This is a genomic window from Agrobacterium sp. O3.4, from assembly GCF_041414895.1.
GTDB classification, from domain to species: domain Bacteria; phylum Pseudomonadota; class Alphaproteobacteria; order Rhizobiales; family Rhizobiaceae; genus Agrobacterium; species Agrobacterium cucumeris.
Genome location: NZ_JALPZP010000001.1, coordinates 1,392,404 through 1,412,052 on the forward strand (window position 1 = coordinate 1,392,404; position 19,649 = coordinate 1,412,052).

Below are 19,649 nucleotides of genomic sequence, written 5' to 3' on the forward strand. Positions count from 1 at the left end.
CGTTCGTCCCCGATCAGATGATCAGGTTCGACAGGATTTCGTTTTCGGTAATATCCTCATAACCAAGGCCTGCGGCCTCGAAGCGCTCCAGAAGCCCTGCGAAATTCTCCTGCGCGTTGGTCTCGATACCGATCAGGATCGAGCCGAAATTGCGGGCCGATTTCTTCAGATATTCGAAGCGGGCGATATCATCGTCCGGGCCGAGCAGATTGAGGAAATCGCGCAGCGCGCCGGGGCGCTGCGGCAGGCGCAGGATGAAATATTTCTTGACGCCGGTGTAACGCATGGCGCGTTCCTTGACATCCGGCAGGCGCTCGAAATCGAAATTGCCGCCGGAAACGACGGCGATGACCGTCTTGCCTTCCAGCCTCTCGCGGCCAAGCTTTTCGAGTGCGGAGATCGCCAGTGCGCCGGCGGGCTCCAGCACCACGCCCTCAAGGTTCAGCATTTCAATGATCGTCACGCAGATGGCATTTTCCGGGATAAGCATGACCTGCTCGGCGGGAAAATCCTTCAACGCCTTGAAATTCAGATCGCCGATGCGGGCGACGGCCGCGCCATCGACAAAATTATCGACCTTGTTCAGCGTCACCGGTTCGCCGCGTTCAAGGCTCTTTTTCAGGCTCGGCGCGCCTTCCGGCTCGCAGAACACGAAGTTCTCCTTACTGACGGTGCCGGCGAGGAAACCCGTGAGGCCGGCCGAAAGCCCGCCGCCGCCAACCGGCATGACGACGATATCCGGCTTCGTGCCTTCCGGAAGCTGATCCATGATCTCGGCGGCGACCGTCGCCTGACCCTCGATAATATCCTCATGGTCAAACGGCGGTACCATGTAACCGTCATTGTCCTGCACATGCTGACGCGCGGCTGCATAACACTGGTCGAATATATCGCCCACCAGCCGGATTTTGATGAATTCTCCGCCGAAGATGCGGGTTTTTTCGATCTTCTGCTGCGGTGTCGTCACCGGCATGAAAACCACGCCGTGAACGCCGAAATGGCGGCAGGCGAAAGCAAAGCCCTGGGCGTGGTTGCCGGCGGACGCACAGACGAAAACCTTGTCCTTGCCGGCCTTGGCCACCGCCTTGCGGAGAAAGTTGAATGCGCCTCTAATCTTGTAGGAACGGACCGGGGACAGATCTTCACGCTTCAGCCAAATCGACGCGCCATACCGACGGCTGAGATGTTCATTCAACTGCAACGGCGTTTCCGGGAATATTTCCCGCACTTCCCGCCGCGCTGCTTCCACAAGCTGCTTGTCCACGATAGTCAATCCATTGAAATTCATAATGGCACCCGCTATGCCATAGGAAGGCGTCGGAGACAAAGACTCATTTCAGCGCGGCCACGAACTCTGGGTTTCATCTCTTGAACAGCAACCTTCTGCGCTCCGTCATCTATGTAGCGTCCATCTTCGGGCTCTACCTTGCAACGGCCATGTTCCTGCCGGCGCTTACCGACCTTTATTACGGCAATGACGACTGGATGGTGTTTGCGCTTTCCGGCTTCATGTGCGGCGGCTTTGCGCTGGCCTGCGCGCTGGCGACCCGCGGACCGATCGCCTCTTTCAACAAACGTTTCGGCTTCCTGCTCGTCAACCTGCTCTGGCTGGTATTTTCGCTGGTGGGGGCCGTGCCGCTTTATCTTTCCAAGCTCGACCTGACGCTCGGTCAGGCGATATTCGAATCCGTCTCCGCCATCACCACCACCGGATCGACCGCGATTTCCGGCCTCGACAATGCGCCGCAGGGCATTCTTCTCTGGCGGTCGCTGCTCTGCTGGCTCGGCGGCGTCGGTATCGTCGCGCTCGGCCTGTTCATCCTGCCGCTGCTGCGCGTCGGTGGCATGACCTTTTTCCGCATGGAATCCTCCGACACCGGTAACGACAGGCCCTTCGCGCGGCTGGCAAGCTTCACCAAGGCTTTCGTGGCGATCTATATCGTCATGACGATTGCCTGCACGGTGGCTTTCGACTTTGCCGGCATGTCGCATTTCGATGCCCTCAACCATGCCATGTCGACCGTCGCGACCGGTGGTTTTTCCACCCATGACGCCTCCTTCGCCTATTTCGACAATACCGCGCTGCTGTGGATCGCCACCATCTTCCTGATCTTCGGCAGCCTGCCCTTTTCTGTCATGATCCTGCTTGCCGTGCGTCGCCGGCTGGAAACGCTGCGCGATCCGCAGATCGCCGTCTTCCTCGGTTATCTCTGTGCGATTTCGATTGCGGTCGGCGTTTATCACCACCTTAGAAACGGCGTGCCGCTGGATGAAGCGCTCAGCCATTCCTTCTTCAACATGACCTCGATCCTGTCGACCGGCGGCTTTGCCAGCGACGATTATACGCTCTGGGGTCCCTTCGTTGTCGTTGTCGCCTTTTTCGCCACCTTCATGGGCGGCTGTTCCGGCTCGACGGCGGGCGGTATCAAGGCCTATCGTTTTCTCATCATCTTCAATGTGGCGCGGGCCGGGCTGAAGAAGCTGATCTACCCGAACGCCGTCTATTCGGTGCGATACGGCCAGCAGGTGGTCGATCCGGAAACAATCCGCACCATCTTCCTGTTCATCAGCTGCTTCATCGCCCTGTGGATCGCCGGCAGCCTTGCCATGAGCCTGATGGGTTATGATTTCCTCACCGCCACTTCGGGTGTTGCAACAGCGCTTGCCAATGTCGGCCCCGGCATCGGCCCGATCATCGGGCCTGTCGGCAATTTCTCCACGATCAGCGACCCGGCGCTTTATCTGCTCTCAGTGATGATGCTGCTCGGACGTCTGGAAATCCTCACCGTTCTGGTGCTGCTGATGCCGATTTTCTGGAAGAGCTGAGATCGCTGCATCAGTGCAAATAAAGCGCTTGACCTTCCCACGTTGGAATAGTCCAGGCTCTCCCTGTTAGAATTCCAAACCATGGAGAACAGCCTATGTGCAATGGCCATCAGCACCACCACGAAACCACCACTGCTGCCCCTGTCGGCGCAGATCTTTCCTTTCACGTTGAAGACATGACCTGTGGTCACTGCGCCGGTGTGATCAAGGGCGCGATCGAAAAGACCGTTCCCGGTGCTGCCGTGCATGCCGATCCTGCAAGCCGCACCGTTGTGGTCGGTGGCGTCTCCGATGTCGCGCGTATCGCCGAAATCATCACCGCTGCGGGCTATACGCCGGAAGCACGCGCCTGAACTGAAAAGAGACCGGCGGCGCTTTATCGCAGCTGCCGCCGGATCGCCCTGCTCGCTTCACGCTGACGTAAGTGATACTTCAAAACGTTCGTCACGCTTACCTCCCCCAGACGGCGGATGCGCTCTCCCTTTTTGATCGAGGGATGACGGTGGAAGTTCTTCAACTTCTGGAAATCGCCTTTTCGCCGCGCATCGGCCATATCGCATCTGACGCTAAGAGCTGCTGTCGCACATGCTTTGAGGCTGCAAATAAGTCCTGCACGAGTGACGATTGAGCGACGCTGCATCATCGGCATGATGACGGAAAGAGTCCTGCATTCGTATCATAATAAAGGCCCGGCTCTTTCGAGCCGGGCTTCTATTTTTCGGCCAAATCCCGCCAACTTACTTTGTCGCCAGATCCTTGGTCATGACGAAGTAGTTGAGCGGATGCGGCTTGTAATTTTCGAGCTTGGCGGAATAGGCGTCGAAGACCGTCTCATGGATAAGGAAGACGGAGACGGCTTCGTCGTAAATCTTCTGCGCCGCTTCGCTGTAAATCTCATAACGCTTGGCGGGTTCGGCCGTCGCGTAGGCGGATTTGATCAGCTTGTCGGTCGCCTCATTGCAATAATGCGAGATGTTATAGCTGCCGCCGCAGGTATAATCGGCATTCAGGAAACCGGCGGGTTCGGCAACATCCGTGGCATAACCGCGCGACAGCAGCGCCATATCGAACTTGCCGGCCAGAAGGTCGGGTTCGATCGCGCTGTAATCGGCAACGCGGACATCAACCTTGATGCCGAGTTCCTGCAACTGCGCCTGAATGATCGCCGCGACATCCTTCAGTTCCGTCTTTGCCGTATAGGCAAGCAGCGTCACCTTTAGGCTGCCGGGTGCAATGCCCGCTTCCTTCAGCAAATCCTTGGCTTTTTCCACGTCATAGGCAGGCTTGCCCTCTTTTGCAGCCCATGGCTCACCCGCGGCAAAGGGCATGACGGCGCCTTTCACCGCACCTTCATAGATGCTGTCGGCGATGCCACCGGTATCGATGGCGGCCTGGATTGCCTGCCGCACCTTGAGATTGTCGAAAGGCGGCCTGGAATTGTTCAGCAACAGCTCCGTGATGCGGGGCGACGGGATGGGCGCGACCTTGACGCCGTCGGTTGATTCGATGGTCTTCACGGTCCATGGCGGAACGAGGCGCGAAATCTGTGCTTCCCCGGTTCTTGCCTGGGTGGCGCGGGTGTCGGCATCGGGCACGAAATTCACGCGGCCACCCGCAAGTTTCGGCATGCCGCCCCAATAATCATGATTGGCGGTCAGCATCATATGCTGGCTCGGATCGACCTCCGTGATCTTGAAAGGTCCGGTACAGGTTCCCACTGGATCGACCTTGCCGTCCTTATAGGCTGATGGCGCGAGAATGGAGGTTGCGGGGCTCGCCATCTGCGCCGGAAGCAACACCGATGGCTCGATCGTCGTTATCTTCACGGTATCATCGCCGGCCGCTTCGACGGCAGCAATCAGCTTGGGTGAAAAGGCACGGGCCGGAACCGGGGCCTGCAAAAGATTGGTAAGCGCATTAACTGCGGCCTTGGCATCGAGCGTTTCGCCGTTCTGGAACTTGACGCCCTTGCGCAGTTTGAATTCCCATACCTTGGGGCCGGTCTGCGCCCAGGATTCAGCCAGACTCGGCTCCAGCTTCATGTCGTAGCCAACACGTATCAGGCTTTCGAAACAACCTGCACGGGAGCCGAGATAGGCATCGTCGGATGCCATCTGCCAGCCGGTCTTCACCCCGAAATTATCGTCATAGGTAATCGTGCCGGCCTTAGCCGCATCGGCTCCAAACGCAGTCACGATGGCGCAAGTCGCCAAAAGTGCGTGCTTCATCATAGAATATTCCCCTTTTATTTTTGATGATAACGCTCACAATTCACTTATTTTCATAAAATTCCCGATTAAACTTTCTCAAGTCAGAAGACAAAAGAATATCCAGTGGATATTCGACGAATATCCATCTGAATATTATTTATTTTAATGCTCTATACTCGGAATTTAATTCCGATATTAAACCTCAGACACACGATTCATCTGTTTTTACCAAAGCACAAAACCGCAACTGCTTCATGTTTCAACCCCATTCACGCCAATGGTGGCAACGGGCGAAATGCGCGCCCGCGACGCCCTCCAGAACCGGCTCTTTTTCACTGCAAATCGGCGTCGCATATTTGCAGCGGGTGTGAAATTTGCAGCCGCTGGGAGGATTGAGCGGGCTGGGCAAATCGCCGTCCAGCAGCATTTCAGGCGCATAAAGGCCGGTTTCATCCAGCATCGATGAAGCGATCAAAGCCTTGGTGTAGGGATGTTTCGGCGCACGAAAGAGCTCTTCCCGGTCGGCGATTTCAACGATCCGGCCGAGATACATCACCGCGATGCGATCGCAGAGATAACGCACCACGCGAAGGTCGTGGGAAATCATCAGAACCGTCAGACCATGGCGGCGTTTCATGTCCATCAGCAGGTTGAGTATCTGCGTGCGCATGGATGCATCGAGCGCCGAGGTCGGTTCGTCGCAGACAAGGAAGCTTGGATTGAGCAGAAGTGCACGCCCGATGACGACGCGCTGCAACTGCCCGCCGGAACACTGGCTCGGATAACGATCGAAAAACGATGCATCGAGACCAACTTCTTCCAGCATCCTGAACACACGCGCCGTGCGTTCTTCACGGGTGCCGATGCCGTGCTGGGCGAGCGGCGCTTCCATGCTTTGCCCGATGCGCATGCGCGGATCGAGCGCGGAATATGGGTCCTGAAACACCAGCTGCACGACCCGGCGCATGCGCCGCAGCGTCTCGCCCTGCATGTGCAATATGTCGTGTTCGCCGATGCTGACCTCGCCTTTGGTCGCGTGGGTCATCCGGGTGATCAGCCCGGCGACGGTGCTTTTACCGCATCCGGATTCGCCGACAAGGCCGAGCACTTCCCCTTCGCCGATGGTCAGGGACACATCGTCGACCGATTTCACCACCCGGTGACCGAGGCCGGATATCGGATAATATTTGCAGAGGTTCTTCGCGACCACATAGGGGCGAGTGTCGCTATCGACCGATGGCGGGGTCTGTTTTACAGCTGTCAATTGCATCATACCCTCCTTCAGCAGACCGCGTGGCTGGTATGGTCGCCGGCATGATCCTCACCGACCGCCCAGCACCGCGCCTTGCGCCCTTCCGGCAATGCATTCAGATCCGGTTCCGACGCCATGCACCGGCTGCCCATACCCTCCGACTTGGCAAGCGCGCAGCGCGGATGAAACCGGCAACCGCAGGACATGTCATGGGCCTGCGAGCTTGATCCGGGGATCGTCAGCAACTGTCCCTCGCTGTCGGTGGTCAGAAGCGAGCAGCTGATCAGCGCCTTTGTATAGGGATGTTGCGGCGCCTTGAGGATCGCCTGTGTCGGCCCCTCCTCGACGATGCGGCCGGCATACATCACCGCAATCCTGTCTGCGAAAGCGGCAACCACCGACAGATCATGGGTGATCAACAGGGTGGCGAGTCGACGCTTGCGGCGTTCGTCATCAAGCAGGCGCAATATCTGTGCCTGGACGGTGACATCAAGAGCCGTCGTCGGCTCATCGGCGATCAGCAGTTGCGGATTGCCCGAGAGTGCCGCGGCAATCATGACACGTTGCGCCATGCCGCCGGAAAGCTCATGCGCGAAACATTGCGCCCGCGCCGATGGGTCTGGAATGCCGACATCCGACAGGAGACCGACGACCCGGTTGAGCGCAGCACTCCGGCTCATCTTGCGATGGACCCACAGCGGCTCGGCAACCTGCGTCTTCACCCGGCTGGTCGGATCAAGCATGGCCTGTGGCTGCTGGAACAGCATGCCTATATCGGCGCCACGCAGCGCATCGAGTTCGGACGATGAAAGCGCGAGGATATCGCGCCCGGCAAAGGAAATGCGACCGGAATTGATTTCCGCGCCCTGCGGCAAAAGCCGCATCAGCGACAGGGCCGTCATGCTCTTGCCGGAACCGGATTCGCCGACGAGTGCGACCACTTCACCGGCATTGACGGAAAGCGTGAGGCCAGAAATGACAAATTTTCGGCCATTTTGCGCCGGCACCGAAACGTGCAGGTCCTCTATTTCCAGAAGCGGTGCGCATTCGGGAGACAGGGCCGTAATGGCATGCGTTTGTCCTTCGATATTCATAAGAGTTCCCCTTATTTTTATTGAATCGGAGGCATTTGCGTATTTTCATGCGGCTTCAGACGATATTACTCTCCTTCCAGTTCCTTTGCCTCAGCTATGTTTGACGATGATCAAGCCGGCCACTACCTGCCGACAGGCGTCAATGACCATTCTGTTTTTTGGTCTCCAGGTTCAGCCCGTGGCCGATCCAGGTCACGCTCAGCGCCGACAGGAAAATCGCCAGACCGGGTGCGATGACGAGAATGGGCATGCGCTCCGCATAGGCCTGTGCATCGGCCAGCATCAGCGCCCAGTCGGCGGCCGGTGGCTGCACGCCGAGACCCAGAAACGACAGGCCGCCCACCGTGATCAGCTTGTGGCCAAAACGCAGGAACGCCACGGCCGCAATCGGCCAGATCGTGTTCGGAATGATATGCCGGAAGATGATGAAGCGCCGCGTGCAGCCAAGCACTTCCGCCGCGCGGATATATTCGCGGGAATTGATCGACAGCGTCAGCCCGCGCGCCAGACGCGCAAAGGGTGTCCAGCCGACAATCGTCAGCGATGCGATCAGGGTTCCATATCCCGGCCCGAATATGGCGACGAGGAAGATGGCAATCACCACGTCCGGAATGGCGATGAGCAGGTCGACCACGCGCATCAGGACTTCGTCGAGGATACCGCGGCTGCGGCCGCTGATGATGCCGACAAAGGTGCCGATGGCGACCGAGAGAATGACGGTGATGGCGGCAATCGTGACCGTGAAACGGCCGCCGATCAGCAACCGGCTGAGCACGTCGCGGCCGAGATGGTCCGTTCCCAGCCAGTAGGTGGCGCCTGGCGCATTCAGCCGCAGGCGAAGGTTCTGCTGTGCGGGATTATAGGGCGATATCCATGGCGCGATGACCAGCAGCAGGATGATGACGAGAAAGATCGCCGAACCCGCATAGAAGGTCCAGTGCCGCCGGCTGATGAAGTCCGTGAACCGGCTGAAGGCCGACGGGCGCTTGGGGGTAGCGGTCATTGGCGTGTTGGTCATGGGCGTATTGCTCAGGGGCGTGTTGCTCAGGGGCAAGGCGGCTACCGGCGCGCTCGGGAACTGGCTAATGGTCATTGTGACCTCGCATTGCTGGATTGATCAGGACATAAAAGCCGTCGGCCAGGGTATTGATCAGGATGGACAGGGCGACGATGCAGATGAAACCACCCTGCAGCATCGGGATGTCGCGATTGACCACGGCGTCATAAAGAAGCCGCCCCATGCCTGGGATGGCAAAGATGACTTCCACGACCACTGAGCCGCCAAGCAGGCCCGCGAGCCACAATGCAAAGAAGGTGACGACGGGCAGCGAGCCGTTGCGGACACCGTGCCGCAGGACCGTGCTATGCATACCGAGACCCCGGCTGCGGGCGGCGGTGATATAGGGCGCGCGCAGAACCTCGGCCATTGCTGCGCGTGTCACCTGCGTGAAGTAAGCGAGCGGGCGCAACGTCAGGGTCAAGGCGGGAAGCACCAGGGAACGCCAGCTGTCCCATCCCGCCGACGGCAACCAGCCGAGATAGAGCGCAAAGACCAGCGCCGACATGGGCGCGAACCAATATTCCGGCGTCGCAACGAAGGTCTGGATCATCAGTGTCGCGAAATTGTCGAGCCGCCCGCCCGGGCGCATCGCCGCCAGCGTGCCGAGCGGCAAGGCAACGGCGACCGCGATTGCCAGCGCCGTCAGCGCCAGCGTTACCGACACGCCGAGGGAGCGCAGAAGCTCACCGGCCACCGGCTGGCTGCTGGTGAAGGAAAAGCCCAGATCGCCGCGCAGCGCGTTTGAGAGCCATGCGAAATATTGCACATAGAGCGGCCGGTCGAGCCCGAGGCTTACTCTCAGCGCCTCGACCGCATGCGGATCTAGCGCGGTATCGCGCATGCGGGAAAACAGGATGGTGCGGGCCGGATCGCCACCCGCCATATAGGGCAAAAGAAACGCGATGACGGAAACGATCGTCAGCATCAGGCACAGAATAAGGAAGCGTTGCAATATCTGTATCCACATGGCCCGGTTTCCTTCACCACAATTGGCATTTGCTGCAATCGACGATCAATTCCCGATGGGAACGGCTGTTTATTTCATGAGACGCGACAATTCCGTCGCCACGCCGGAGGCGCCCTTCAGCATTCCGGAGCGCTTGGGTACAACCGCCACCGGAACAAAATCAGGATCTTCCGATTGCGCCAGATCCTGAATGATCGGGCAATCCGGCTCGCCATTGTCGGGGCAATAGGTTGCGAGATTTCGAAGCGTGTCGGCCATGTCGCGGAGCGAATGCATCTTCGCTTCCAGATCCACGACATGCTCCATGACGATGCGTTTTACATCGCAGGACGCACCACCGGGATCGCGCCACAGCGTCATCAACTGCCTGATCTTTTCGATCGAGAAACCAAGGTCGCGTCCACGCCTGATGAAACGCAGCGTCTCCAGATCATTGGCCGTATAGACCCGATATCCGGAATCCGTGCGGTTTGCCGATTTGATCAGACCGATCATCTCGTAATGACGGATCATCTTCGCAGAAACACCTGAGGCGGTGGCGGCTGTGCCGATATTCATGGATCCTGCTCCTATCTGTCCGGGGTGAAAAACACGTCTGCATGAATGTCGGCGGTGCGCATGCCCCGCGCCACCAGTTGCTGCACGGTTGCCTCGATCATCGCCGGCGGGCCCGCGAGATAGGCTTTCCAGCCGTCAAGGTCGTCAAAATCATCCGCCACCGCGTTGCCGACATAACCGCACCGCATCTGCGCATGTGGCTCATTGGAGAGAACCGGAACGAAACTCAGATTGCCGTGGCGCGCGGTAAGCGCTTCGAAATACTCGACCATATAAAGATCGCGCAGGGCGCGGGCGCCGAAATAGACATGGATGGGGCGATCCCGGCCCGTCATTTCCCCCGTTGCGAGAGCAGCCTCGACAACCGCCTTGACCGGTGCCAGACCCGAGCCGCCGGCAATGCCAAGGATTGGCCCACAATGTTTTTCCCGCAGGAATGACGAGCCGAAAGGCCCCACCAAAGTGACAGGATCGCCCGCCTTGGCCTGCGCGAATATATGGCCGCTTGTCAGGCCGCCCGGCACATGCCGGATGTGGAATTCGATCAACTCTTCGTCGATCCGGCTGGCGATGGAATAGTCGCGCGGCGAACAGTCCGGGTAAAGCAGGCGCACATATTGACCGGGTTTGAAGGTAAACTGCGCGCGATCGCCGAGCCTGATGCGGATGAGCTTGATATCATGTGTCGCATCCACGGCTTCCGCCACCACGCCCTCAAAGCGGCCGGTCGGAATATCGGCAAATTCGTCCTCACCGTTGAGCCAGCCGATCGTCACGTCGCTTAGCGGCACGGCGCGGCAGGCGAGCGTCAGGCCTTCCGCCTTTTCCTCTTCGGTCAATGAAAATGGCGTGTGCTTGAGAAGATCGATCTCGCCCGAAACGAGGTGCGATTTGCAGGCCCCGCAGCGGCCCATGCGACAGCCGTGCGGATAGGTGATGCCTGCCGCAAGCGCGGCCTGAAGCACGGTCTCGCCTTGCGCCGCCATGATGCTGCGTCCGATCTGCGGCAGATAGATTGTGTTGCCAGGCGTCATCATATCCGCCCTCCTATTCGGCCGCTGCGAGCTGCATGCCAGCCGCTTTGTCCACCAGCGGCGCACGGAAGCTTTTCAGGCGCAGCGCATTTGTCAGGACAAATACGCTGGAAAGCGCCATGGCTCCGGCGGCAAGGACAGGCGAGAGCAGAACGCCGTTGACAGGATACAATATTCCGGCCGCGACGGGAACGAGTGCAGCGTTGTAGGCGAAGGCCCAGAACAGGTTCTGGCCGATATTGCGGATGGTCGCCTTGGAGAGCGCGATGGCATTGGCAACGCCGCGAAGATCGCCCGACATCAGCACCACATCGGCGCTTTCAATCGCGACATCCGTGCCCGTGCCGATGGCAAGGCCGACATCGGCCGCAGCAAGCGCCGGCGCATCGTTGATACCATCGCCAACAAAGGCGACGCGTCGCCCGCCAGCGGCCAGTCTCTTCACGGCCTCGACCTTGCCGTCCGGCAGCACTTCCGCCACCACCTCATCGATGCCAAGACGGCGAGCGATGGCTTCGGCAGTGCGGCGGTTGTCGCCGGTAATCATCGTGACCTTGAGACCCAGCGCATGCAGCGCCGCGATTGCTTCCGGCGTCGTCGGCTTTACCGGATCGGCAACAGCAATGATCACGGCCAACCTGCCATCGACGGCGGCATAAAGCGGCGACTGCCCTTCCCTGCCCAGCCGTTCAGCATCGCCGGCGAACATGGAAACATCGTAACCGAGCTTCGTCATGAAGCGATCCGCACCCGCTTCGACCTTGCGGCCATCGACTATCGCCGCCACGCCGAAACCGGGGGTGGCCTCGAAGCCCTCCGCATCGGCAAGCGTCAGGCCGCCATGTTTCGCAGCCTCAACGATTGCCTCAGCGATCGGATGTTCGGAACGGTTTTCGAGTGAAGCAACGAGGCGCAGCACTTCATCCGCGTCGAACCCCTCAGTCGTGGTGAAATGCACCAGTTTCGGCTTGCCGAGCGTCAGCGTGCCGGTCTTGTCGACGGCGATGACATCGGCATCGCGCAGCGTCTGGAGCGCATCGCCGCGCCTGAACAGCACACCCATTTCGGCGGCACGGCCGGTGCCGACCATGATAGAGGTGGGCGTGGCAAGGCCCATGGCGCAGGGACAGGCGATGATGAGGACTGCAACAGCGTTGACAAGCGCGAAGGTCAAAGCAGGGTCCGGCCCGAACACGAACCAGACGATGAATGTGGCGAGTGCAGCCAGCATCACCGCCGGCACGAACCAGTTGGTCACCTTGTCCACCAGCGCCTGAATGGGCAGCTTGTCGGCCTGCGCTTCCTCGACCATGCGGATGATCTGGGCGATCAGCGTATCTGCGCCCACCTTGGTGGCGCGGAAGGTGAAGGAGCCGTTGCGGTTGACCGTGCCGCCGACAACCTCGGAACCTGCGGTTTTCGTCACCGGGATCGGTTCACCCGTTATCATCGATTCATCGACATAAGAGGAGCCATCGATTACCAGGCCATCGACGGGCACCTTTTCGCCCGGACGAACAACGATCACGTCACCGGTCTGTACGTCCTGCAACGGCACATCGACGGTTTCGCCATTGCGCAGGACGCGGGCCGACTTGGCCTGCAGGCCGACCAGCCGCTTTATCGCCTCGCTGGTGCGACCCTTGGCGCGCGCCTCGAGAAAACGGCCGAGCAGGATGAGCGTGACGATAACGGCCGCCGCCTCATAATAGACATTGGCCGTGCCACGCGGCAGAATTTCCGGCAGGAAAGTGGCGACCACCGAAAATCCCCAGGCGGCGGCAGTGCCCAGCACGACAAGCGAATTCATGTCGGGTGCAAGCCGCAGAAGTGCGGGTATGCCCTTTTCGAAGAAGCGCAGACCGGGTCCGAAAAGAACAAGCGTGGTCAGCGCAAATTGCAGATACCAGCTTTCCCGCATGCCGACCGTTTCCATCACGAAATCATGGATGGCGGGAACCAGATGCGAACCCATCTCCAGCACGAAGACCGGCAGTGTCAGGGCAACGGCAACGGCGAGGCTGATTTTCAGACCGCGCAATTCGGCTTCGCGCCGGTCCGGCTCATCACCCTTGGCTTTGTCCGTGGCGATTTCGCTTGCCTTGTAGCCAGCCTGGCTGATTGCTTCCGCCAGTCTGGCGGCAGAGACGGTATTGCCAGCAACGCGGACGGTGGCACGTTCCGTGGCCAGATTGACGCTTGCACCGGAGACACCGGCGACAGCCTTCAGCGCCTTCTCCACGCGTCCGACGCAGGAGGCACAGGTCATGCCCTCAATATCGAGTTCGATGGTTTTTTCGTCGACGCCATAACCCGCATTCCGCACGGCTGCGATGACAGCCATCACATCGGGCGGGCCGGAAAAGGCAATATCGGCGCGCTCGGTAGCGAGATTGACCGAGGCCTTGAGAACCCCCGGCACCCTGGCAATCGCCTTCTCGACACGACCGACGCAGGAGGCGCATGTCATGCCATCGATCGCAATCTGATGGCTTGCCCGGATCTCTGTTTGTGACATGCGTATGACCCCTCTTTTCTTTATATCGAAAAAGATAGGGCTTCCCATCGTGGCAAGGTCAATAGGTTCTTTTTGATGATTTTCAAGAAGAGATGACGCGCACGTGAACGGGCGTTTTTACGCCGGCTCAGGACTTGAGGTAGGGGAATAAATCAAAGGGAAGTTGGTGCGGACGGCGGGACTTGAACCCGCAAGACCAATGGTCGGCAGATTTTAAGTCTGCTGCGTCTACCGATTTCGCCACGTCCGCATTGCCGCGCCGCCTGCCAATCCGGCTCCGGCGCTGCAACTTGCCTCGTCATTACTCGGTGCAGGACTAAAAAGTTCCGATCCCGAATGCCGACAGCGCCTCATCTACACAGGCAGAACGGTTGCGGTCAACGGGGCCTCAGCCACACCAGGACTGATTTTTTGCAGATGCCGGATGTGCCAGTCCTTCGCGTACGAGCTGATCGGCAAAGGAGACACCCGAACGCGAAAGCCGTTTGCGTTCCATGGCTTGCCCGCTGGCACCTGCGGAAGAGGCAACATCGAAGGTGCCGGCATTCAGCATGTCGCGAAGCCTGACCTTGGCGACGAAACCGCGCTGGCGTTCTTCCATGCAGCGCGCCCGGTCGATCTGCGGAACCTCGATGCCGGCGAGCTGCATTTTCACGCCCTTCATCCAGAAGGTGTTGCCATCAGCCACGCAATTGTTAAGCCCGGAGCGGCCACAAAAGGCAAAGGCACCGCTCTTTTCACCGATCGAGATTTTTTCGACCGTGGGACGGGTTTCCGGTAGGATGGCTGCGACCTGGCTCTGCGAAGACGTGGAGGGCATGGCGATGGAGCGTGGTGGCACCGGCCCGTTGCCGGGCGAAACCGGCGATGCAGGCCGAATGCTCGCCACTTTTTCCGGCGCGGCCACTTCGCGTTTTGCTGCGGTTGCAAGTTTTGGAGAACTCGTTGTCGCGGGTGTCGCCTTCGCAACATGGCGTTGCGGCAGGAAACTGTCGCGATATTCGTAAGCCTGAATGCCACCGGCGACGACGCCAAGCATCAGCACCCAGGGCCAGACGCTGCCACCAGCCGATTTCTTCGCCGTGCGGCGTCGCCCTGTCGATTTTCGATTGCTCACGATCGGACTCCTTCTTTACGGAGCCGCATTATCGGCCAAAGGAGTTTCCGAAAGGTTGGCATTTTAGAGCATTCGCGTTTTCCTCGAATCGAGAAAACGCTCTAACTCTTTGTTTTGACGCGTTTCCAGACGGAGAACCGCGGTTCACTTTTCCTGAAAATGCTCGAACAGACCTGTGGATAAACGATCAGCGAACCTGATCGAGAAGTCGCTTGCATTCGAGCAGATCGAACAGGGCTTCCTGAAGCAGCGCCTGATCATCCTTGCCGATGCCCGACTTGCCGACCGATATTTCCGCATCGCTGTTGCCACCACCGAAACCGAAGAAACGACCGCTTGGCTTGGCCTTCGGGCGGCCGACCACCTCGTCCCCATCGGTATCGATGACGCGCGGTTCGGCGACTTCCTTCTCACCACTCGCCGCCATGATGGCTTCCATGGTCGCGAGATCACCCGAGGCAATGGCCGCCACGAAACGGTTGCCATTGGCTTTCAGCAGCTTCTGCACGCCCTTGATGGTATAACCGTGGTCATAAAGAAGATGGCGAATGCCTTTGAGGAGGTCGATATCGTCAGGGCGGTAATAACGGCGGCCCCCGCCCCGTTTCATCGGCTTGATCTGCGGAAAGCGTGTTTCCCAGAAACGCAACACGTGCTGCGGCAGGTTCAGCTCATCCGCCACTTCACTGATGGTCCGAAACGCGTCGGGGCTTTTGTCCAAATTTCCACTCCCATCCGGACCTGGAGCGCCATGCATCCAGCCGGTGCTGAACAGAACGCCTATCACCCGCCGAACATTCAACCGTCGCGAAAACCGTATCCGATCTTCACGCCGATGCCCGTTACGGCAAGATACCAACTACTAAAATTGATTATGATGCGAGTCGACCGGATTTCAACGGCTTGCACGTTGAAATTCAAGCATGTTCACAAGAAGAATGGGGAAAAGGGCTTGCCATATGGCAAAAATGCCGTGCCGCAGCCGGCTTACGCCCCGGCCTTTTGGCCCTTTTGCTTGGCCTTGCGGGCTGTGTGCGCCTTGAGAATGCGCTGCTTCAACACATTCGATGCCTTGAAGGTCATCACCCGGCGCGGCGAAATCGGAACTTCCTCGCCCGTTTTCGGGTTGCGGCCGATACGCTCGTTCTTTTCCCGGATCTGAAAGGTCGCGAAGGACGAAAGCTTGACGACCTCACCACGGGTGATCGCGTTGCAAATCTCGTCGATGATCGTCTCGACCAGTTCTGCGGATTCGGTGCGGGACAGCCCGACTTTACGAAACACAGATTCTGCAAGATCTGCGCGTGTCACTGTCTTCCCGGCCATTTTTCCCCACAAACCGTGTCTGAATTTTTCTCTAGGAGCCGCCGAGATTATTTCCCTTGTGGCGACCGGTCAAGGGATTGTTCCAGATTCATTTGAGGCTTTCGGCAATCAGTGCAAGGGCTTAGGGCGCTTGGTGCAGATTTGCCGCAACGACAGGGTGCTCAGGCGCAACGGATCAGGCCTCGACTGCGAAAAACACAACCGATTTCGCGTCAACGCCTGCCCGCGCAATGAATTTACCGTTACCAGCGCAGCAGCACCGCACCCCAGGTGAAACCGCCGCCCATGGCCTCCAGCATGACCAGATCGCCCTTCTTGATGCGACCGTCGCTTGCCGCAACGGCCAGCGCCAGCGGAATGGATGCGGCCGAGGTGTTGCCATGCTTGTCGACGGTGATGACAACCTTTTCCGGATCGATGTTGAGCTTCTTCGCCGATCCGTCGATGATGCGCTTGTTGGCCTGATGCGGCACGAGCCAGTCGAGATCATCAGCCGTCGTGCCAGTTGCTTCGAAAGCCTGCTCGATGACGTCGGTGATCATGCCGACGGCATGCTTGAATACTTCGCGGCCTTCCATGCGCAGATGGCCGACAGTGCCTGTCGTGGAAGGTCCGCCATCGACATAAAGCTTTTCCTTGTGCGAACCGTCGGACCGCAGCTGCGCGGTCAGGATGCCGCGATCGTCAGAGGTCCCCTCGCCTTCGCCAGCTTCCAGAACAAGCGCGCCGGCGCCATCGCCGAACAGAACGCAGGTGGTGCGGTCTTTCCAGTCGAGAATGCGCGAGAATGTTTCAGAGCCGATGACCAGAACGCGCTTGGCCATGCCACCGCGAATATAAAGATCGGCGGTCGAGACGGCATAGACGAAACCGGAACAGACGGCCTGCATGTCGAAGGCGAAACCATGGGTCATGCCGAGACGATTCTGGATGTTCACCGCCGTTGCCGGAAAGGTGTTGTCCGGAGTGGAGGTCGCCAGAATGATGAGGTCGATATCATCAGGGGTCAGGCCGGCATTGTCGAGCGCGGCACGGGCCGCAGCTTCGCCGAGCGAAGCGGTCGTTTCGCCTTCGCCGGCGATATAGCGCTGCCGGATACCGGTGCGCTGCACGATCCATTCGTCGGATGTCTCGACGACACCTTCGATTTCGCTGTTGGTCATGACACGCTTCGGAAGCGCTGCCCCGAAACCACGGACTATAGAGCGGATCATTCCCTTATTCCTCGTCAGCCACGAGAGCTTCGGGCGCCGGGGGCGGAAGCCGTCTTGCGTGGTAAATTTTCAGATCATTTTCAATCTTGGCCGTCAGGCCATTGTGAACCATGTCGTAGCCAACATCCACGGCGGAGGCAAAACCGATGGCATCAGTGCCGCCATGGCTCTTGATGACAATGCCGTTCAGGCCGAGAAACACGCCACCATTGACCTTGCGCGGGTCCATCTTTTCCCTGAGCACGTCAAAGGCGCTTTTCGCCAGGACATAACCGATCTTCGCAAAGAAGCTGCGGGAAATCGCCTCACGCAGCAGCGTGGTGATCTGGCGTGCCGTCCCTTCGGCGGCCTTGAGCGCGATATTGCCGGTGAAACCTTCGGTCACCACCACATCCACGGTACCCTTGCCGATATCGTCGCCTTCGACGAAACCGCGATAGTCGATGGTACCGAGGTCAGCCTCGCGGATCAGCCGCCCGGCCTCACGCACCTCTTCCTGACCCTTGACCTCCTCGACGCCGACATTCAGCAGGCCGACGGTCGGGCGGTCGATATCGAACAGCGCACGCGCCATGGCACCACCCATCAGGGCGAAATCCAGCAATTGCTGGGAATCGGCACCGATCGTTGCGCCGACATCGAGAACGATGCTCTCACCCTTCAAAGTCGGCCAGATGCCGGCGATGGCCGGACGTTCCACGCGCGCCATGGTGCGCAAACAGAATTTGGCCATGGCCATCAGCGCGCCGGTATTGCCGGCGGAGACGACGACATCCGCCTCGCCGAGCTTCACGGCCTCGATGGCGCGCCACATGCTGGAGACGTAGCGGCCGCGACGAAGCGCCTGGCTCGGCTTTTCGTCCATGCTGACCGAGACTTCACAATCGTGAAAGACCGACTTTTCCCGAAGTGCGGGATATTGTGCCAGAATGGGGTCGCATTTGCTCTTCTGCCCGTAGAGCAGAAAAGTTACATCGTTGTGCCGTTCAAGCGCCTTGGCGGCACCGGGTATGGCAACATCTGGGCCGAAATCGCCACCCATGACGTCAATTGCAATTCTGATCACTCGTCCCTTATCCTTTTTGCCGCCACTCAAGCGGATTTTGCGCGAAAATACCTTTTCCGGCTTTTGTTACAATAAAATTATTTCAGCCCAACCGGGCCATTCAGTCTTTTTTCCAATCTTTTAACGCGGCGAAAGGCGACGGGCGCTTTTCTTCTTCCGGCTCCTTGTCTGCGGTTTCTGGAAATTCCGCATCCGGCTTGCGCGGATAGGGGTCGATCGCCAGGGCAGCGAATTCGGCAACCGCAGCGCCGACATCGATGCTGTCGCCGGTGAACTGGTCGGGGATGTCAGGACCATCGGGGTCGAGTACGATCTCGCCTTCCTCATTGGTGACCATCCGCGCCAGCTTCGATCCCTCCGGCACAAAAATATGCTCAACAGGCTCGTCGATCTTGCTCGTGACCGGCTCCAGCGTCACGACGCAGGACTGGGTCACGGCCGCATGCACCTCGCCCTTGATCTTCACGCCGTCCTTCTTCCAACGGGTAACCTGCAATTCCGCCTTCAGATATTCGACAGAAACCACATTCCAGAATTTCGCCAGCGCCTTCAGCTCCTCGGCGTTGGCTTCCAGACCAATCCTGACGGGATTGGCGGAAATATGGCCTACCTTTACGGGATAGGAAAAAGGCAGGTCGTCATTTGCGGCGTGTCGCGTGTTCATGGTGAACCTCATCGTCCAGGCAAGGGCAGCGTCAGGCTTCCGGTTGCTATTGTTTCTTCGGAGACGGCGGAAAGGGCCGAAGAGGCTTCCATCATCCAGCCCGCCAGCCCGTCCAGCGCCGGCGCCGTCTCGTCTGCCTGCGGATATATATTGCGCCGAAGCGCTGCGGCAAGGGCAACGGGGTCGGATGCGTCCAGCGCCGCCGCATAGGATTCGAGCCGTCCGTAAAACATGCCGGCGAATTTCTTCATGCGTTTCGGCACGCCCTGGTCACCGATACCGAGTTCACGAATGGAATGATCGATATCCTGAAAAAAGGCGTCAACGATCTCCTGCGCGATCTCCTGACCGCTAACCCCGGAGGACTTGGTGCGACGGAAATAGAGAATCATGATGACCGACAGCATCTCGAAACGGCCCATCACGGTATCGGGAACGCCGAGATCGAGATAAAAACCGGGCGTGCGGGCGGCCGCCGTCAAGGTCTCATATTGCCGGTCTACTATGGCGCGATTGTTGTTTTTCTTCTTGAACAGCCCGAATATCATCGTTTTTTTCCGAACGTGACCGGTGAATTCACTTACCGCCCCTCGCACTTGTTGCATGATCGTCAAAGCTGGTTTACCGAAGCATCCACGAATTGCAATGCTGTCGCGGTCACGTTCGTCTTTCGGCTGAAACAGTCGAAGAGAACCGGAGGAGTTCCAAAAGACCGGGAAAGCATTGAATTTGGGGGGTGATCG

18 protein-coding genes and 1 tRNA gene are annotated in these 19,649 nt (G+C 58.9%); 2 read left to right on the forward strand and 17 right to left on the reverse strand.

Going from position 1 to position 19,649, the window contains the following annotated elements; genetic code table 11:
- Positions 1-13: 13 nt before the first annotated feature.
- Positions 14-1,288 (reverse strand): threonine ammonia-lyase, encoded by a 1,275-nt coding sequence (gene ilvA / locus M0412_RS06740; RefSeq protein WP_142839565.1) that lies wholly within the window; start codon positions 1,286-1,288, stop codon positions 14-16.
- A gap of 80 nt (positions 1,289-1,368) precedes the next feature.
- Between ilvA and M0412_RS06745 the strand changes: the two genes are divergently transcribed.
- Both M0412_RS06745 and M0412_RS06750 read left to right on the forward strand, forming a co-directional pair.
- Positions 1,369-2,826: a TrkH family potassium uptake protein gene (locus tag M0412_RS06745; protein ID WP_269698141.1), complete on the forward strand. Its 1,458-nt coding sequence runs from the start codon at positions 1,369-1,371 to the stop codon at positions 2,824-2,826.
- A gap of 95 nt (positions 2,827-2,921) precedes the next feature.
- Positions 2,922-3,179, forward strand: a complete 258-nt coding sequence (locus M0412_RS06750) for a heavy-metal-associated domain-containing protein (protein WP_269698142.1) — start codon at positions 2,922-2,924, stop codon at positions 3,177-3,179.
- A 384-nt stretch (positions 3,180-3,563) separates the two neighbouring features.
- On the opposite strand, the gene M0412_RS06755 is transcribed toward M0412_RS06750, so the two are convergent.
- The 16 genes from M0412_RS06755 to M0412_RS06830 all read right to left on the reverse strand — a co-directional run bounded on the left by M0412_RS06755 (position 3,564) and on the right by M0412_RS06830 (position 19,454).
- A complete protein-coding gene (locus M0412_RS06755; RefSeq protein WP_269698144.1) occupies positions 3,564-5,057 on the reverse strand; it encodes an ABC transporter substrate-binding protein in 1,494 nt (497 codons plus the stop codon).
- A 238-nt stretch (positions 5,058-5,295) separates the two neighbouring features.
- Entirely contained in the window at positions 5,296-6,306 is a 1,011-nt protein-coding gene (locus M0412_RS06760) for an ABC transporter ATP-binding protein (RefSeq protein WP_269698146.1), read from the reverse strand.
- Between the two features lie 11 nt (positions 6,307-6,317).
- Positions 6,318-7,382: an ABC transporter ATP-binding protein gene (locus M0412_RS06765; protein ID WP_142839561.1), complete on the reverse strand. Its 1,065-nt coding sequence runs from the start codon at positions 7,380-7,382 to the stop codon at positions 6,318-6,320.
- 139 nt (positions 7,383-7,521) lie between these two features.
- Positions 7,522-8,475, reverse strand: coding sequence for an ABC transporter permease (locus tag M0412_RS06770; protein ID WP_142839560.1), 954 nt, complete (start codon positions 8,473-8,475; stop codon positions 7,522-7,524).
- Complete coding sequence (locus tag M0412_RS06775; protein ID WP_142839559.1) at positions 8,465-9,409, reverse strand: ABC transporter permease; 945 nt, start codon at positions 9,407-9,409, stop codon at positions 8,465-8,467. The genes M0412_RS06770 and M0412_RS06775 overlap by 11 nt, the downstream gene beginning before the upstream one ends.
- Positions 9,410-9,478: 69 nt before the next feature.
- Positions 9,479-9,967 carry a Cu(I)-responsive transcriptional regulator gene (gene cueR / locus M0412_RS06780; RefSeq protein ID WP_269698148.1) on the reverse strand — a complete coding sequence of 163 codons (489 nt, stop codon included), beginning with the start codon at positions 9,965-9,967 and terminating at the stop codon, positions 9,479-9,481.
- 11 nt (positions 9,968-9,978) lie between these two features.
- A complete protein-coding gene (locus M0412_RS06785) occupies positions 9,979-11,001 on the reverse strand; it encodes a 2Fe-2S iron-sulfur cluster-binding protein (RefSeq protein ID WP_269698829.1) in 1,023 nt (340 codons plus the stop codon).
- 13 nt (positions 11,002-11,014) lie between these two features.
- Complete coding sequence (locus M0412_RS06790; RefSeq protein ID WP_269698150.1) at positions 11,015-13,519, reverse strand: heavy metal translocating P-type ATPase; 2,505 nt, start codon at positions 13,517-13,519, stop codon at positions 11,015-11,017.
- Between the two features lie 164 nt (positions 13,520-13,683).
- Positions 13,684-13,769: transfer RNA gene (locus M0412_RS06795), tRNA-Leu, on the reverse strand.
- 138 nt (positions 13,770-13,907) lie between these two features.
- Positions 13,908-14,636, reverse strand: coding sequence for a nuclease (locus tag M0412_RS06800; RefSeq protein WP_269698151.1), 729 nt, complete (start codon positions 14,634-14,636; stop codon positions 13,908-13,910).
- 187 nt (positions 14,637-14,823) lie between these two features.
- The gene (locus tag M0412_RS06805; protein ID WP_046798879.1) at positions 14,824-15,357 is read right to left on the reverse strand and encodes a MerR family transcriptional regulator; all 534 of its coding nucleotides are present in this window, start codon (positions 15,355-15,357) and stop codon (positions 14,824-14,826) included.
- Positions 15,358-15,623: 266 nt separating this feature from the next.
- Positions 15,624-15,962, reverse strand: coding sequence for an integration host factor subunit alpha (locus tag M0412_RS06810; protein ID WP_003502236.1), 339 nt, complete (start codon positions 15,960-15,962; stop codon positions 15,624-15,626).
- A gap of 242 nt (positions 15,963-16,204) precedes the next feature.
- Positions 16,205-17,176: a beta-ketoacyl-ACP synthase III gene (locus tag M0412_RS06815; protein ID WP_269698161.1), complete on the reverse strand. Its 972-nt coding sequence runs from the start codon at positions 17,174-17,176 to the stop codon at positions 16,205-16,207.
- Between the two features lie 4 nt (positions 17,177-17,180).
- Complete coding sequence (plsX, locus tag M0412_RS06820) at positions 17,181-18,242, reverse strand: phosphate acyltransferase PlsX (protein WP_003496661.1); 1,062 nt, start codon at positions 18,240-18,242, stop codon at positions 17,181-17,183.
- Positions 18,243-18,342: 100 nt separating this feature from the next.
- Complete coding sequence (locus tag M0412_RS06825; protein WP_269698163.1) at positions 18,343-18,906, reverse strand: DUF177 domain-containing protein; 564 nt, start codon at positions 18,904-18,906, stop codon at positions 18,343-18,345.
- Between the two features lie 8 nt (positions 18,907-18,914).
- Positions 18,915-19,454 (reverse strand): ubiquinol-cytochrome C chaperone family protein, encoded by a 540-nt coding sequence (locus M0412_RS06830; RefSeq protein ID WP_269698165.1) that lies wholly within the window; start codon positions 19,452-19,454, stop codon positions 18,915-18,917.
- Positions 19,455-19,649: the final 195 nt, after the last annotated feature.

Coding starts and splice junctions, on each gene's coding strand:
- M0412_RS06775 (WP_142839559.1), bottom strand. CDS start 9,409: ATGTGGATACAGATATTGCAACGCTTCCTTATTCTGTGCCTGATGCTG.
- ilvA (WP_142839565.1), bottom strand. CDS start 1,288: ATGAATTTCAATGGATTGACTATCGTGGACAAGCAGCTTGTGGAAGCA.
- M0412_RS06755 (WP_269698144.1), bottom strand. CDS start 5,057: ATGATGAAGCACGCACTTTTGGCGACTTGCGCCATCGTGACTGCGTTT.
- M0412_RS06770 (WP_142839560.1), bottom strand. CDS start 8,475: ATGACCATTAGCCAGTTCCCGAGCGCGCCGGTAGCCGCCTTGCCCCTG.
- M0412_RS06760 (WP_269698146.1), bottom strand. CDS start 6,306: ATGCAATTGACAGCTGTAAAACAGACCCCGCCATCGGTCGATAGCGAC.
- M0412_RS06810 (WP_003502236.1), bottom strand. CDS start 15,962: ATGGCCGGGAAGACAGTGACACGCGCAGATCTTGCAGAATCTGTGTTT.
- M0412_RS06815 (WP_269698161.1), bottom strand. CDS start 17,176: ATGATCCGCTCTATAGTCCGTGGTTTCGGGGCAGCGCTTCCGAAGCGT.
- M0412_RS06825 (WP_269698163.1), bottom strand. CDS start 18,906: ATGAACACGCGACACGCCGCAAATGACGACCTGCCTTTTTCCTATCCC.
- M0412_RS06765 (WP_142839561.1), bottom strand. CDS start 7,382: ATGAATATCGAAGGACAAACGCATGCCATTACGGCCCTGTCTCCCGAA.
- M0412_RS06790 (WP_269698150.1), bottom strand. CDS start 13,519: ATGTCACAAACAGAGATCCGGGCAAGCCATCAGATTGCGATCGATGGC.
- cueR (WP_269698148.1), bottom strand. CDS start 9,967: ATGAATATCGGCACAGCCGCCACCGCCTCAGGTGTTTCTGCGAAGATG.
- M0412_RS06830 (WP_269698165.1), bottom strand. CDS start 19,454: ATGATATTCGGGCTGTTCAAGAAGAAAAACAACAATCGCGCCATAGTA.
- M0412_RS06785 (WP_269698829.1), bottom strand. CDS start 11,001: ATGACGCCTGGCAACACAATCTATCTGCCGCAGATCGGACGCAGCATC.
- M0412_RS06750 (WP_269698142.1), top strand. CDS start 2,922: ATGTGCAATGGCCATCAGCACCACCACGAAACCACCACTGCTGCCCCT.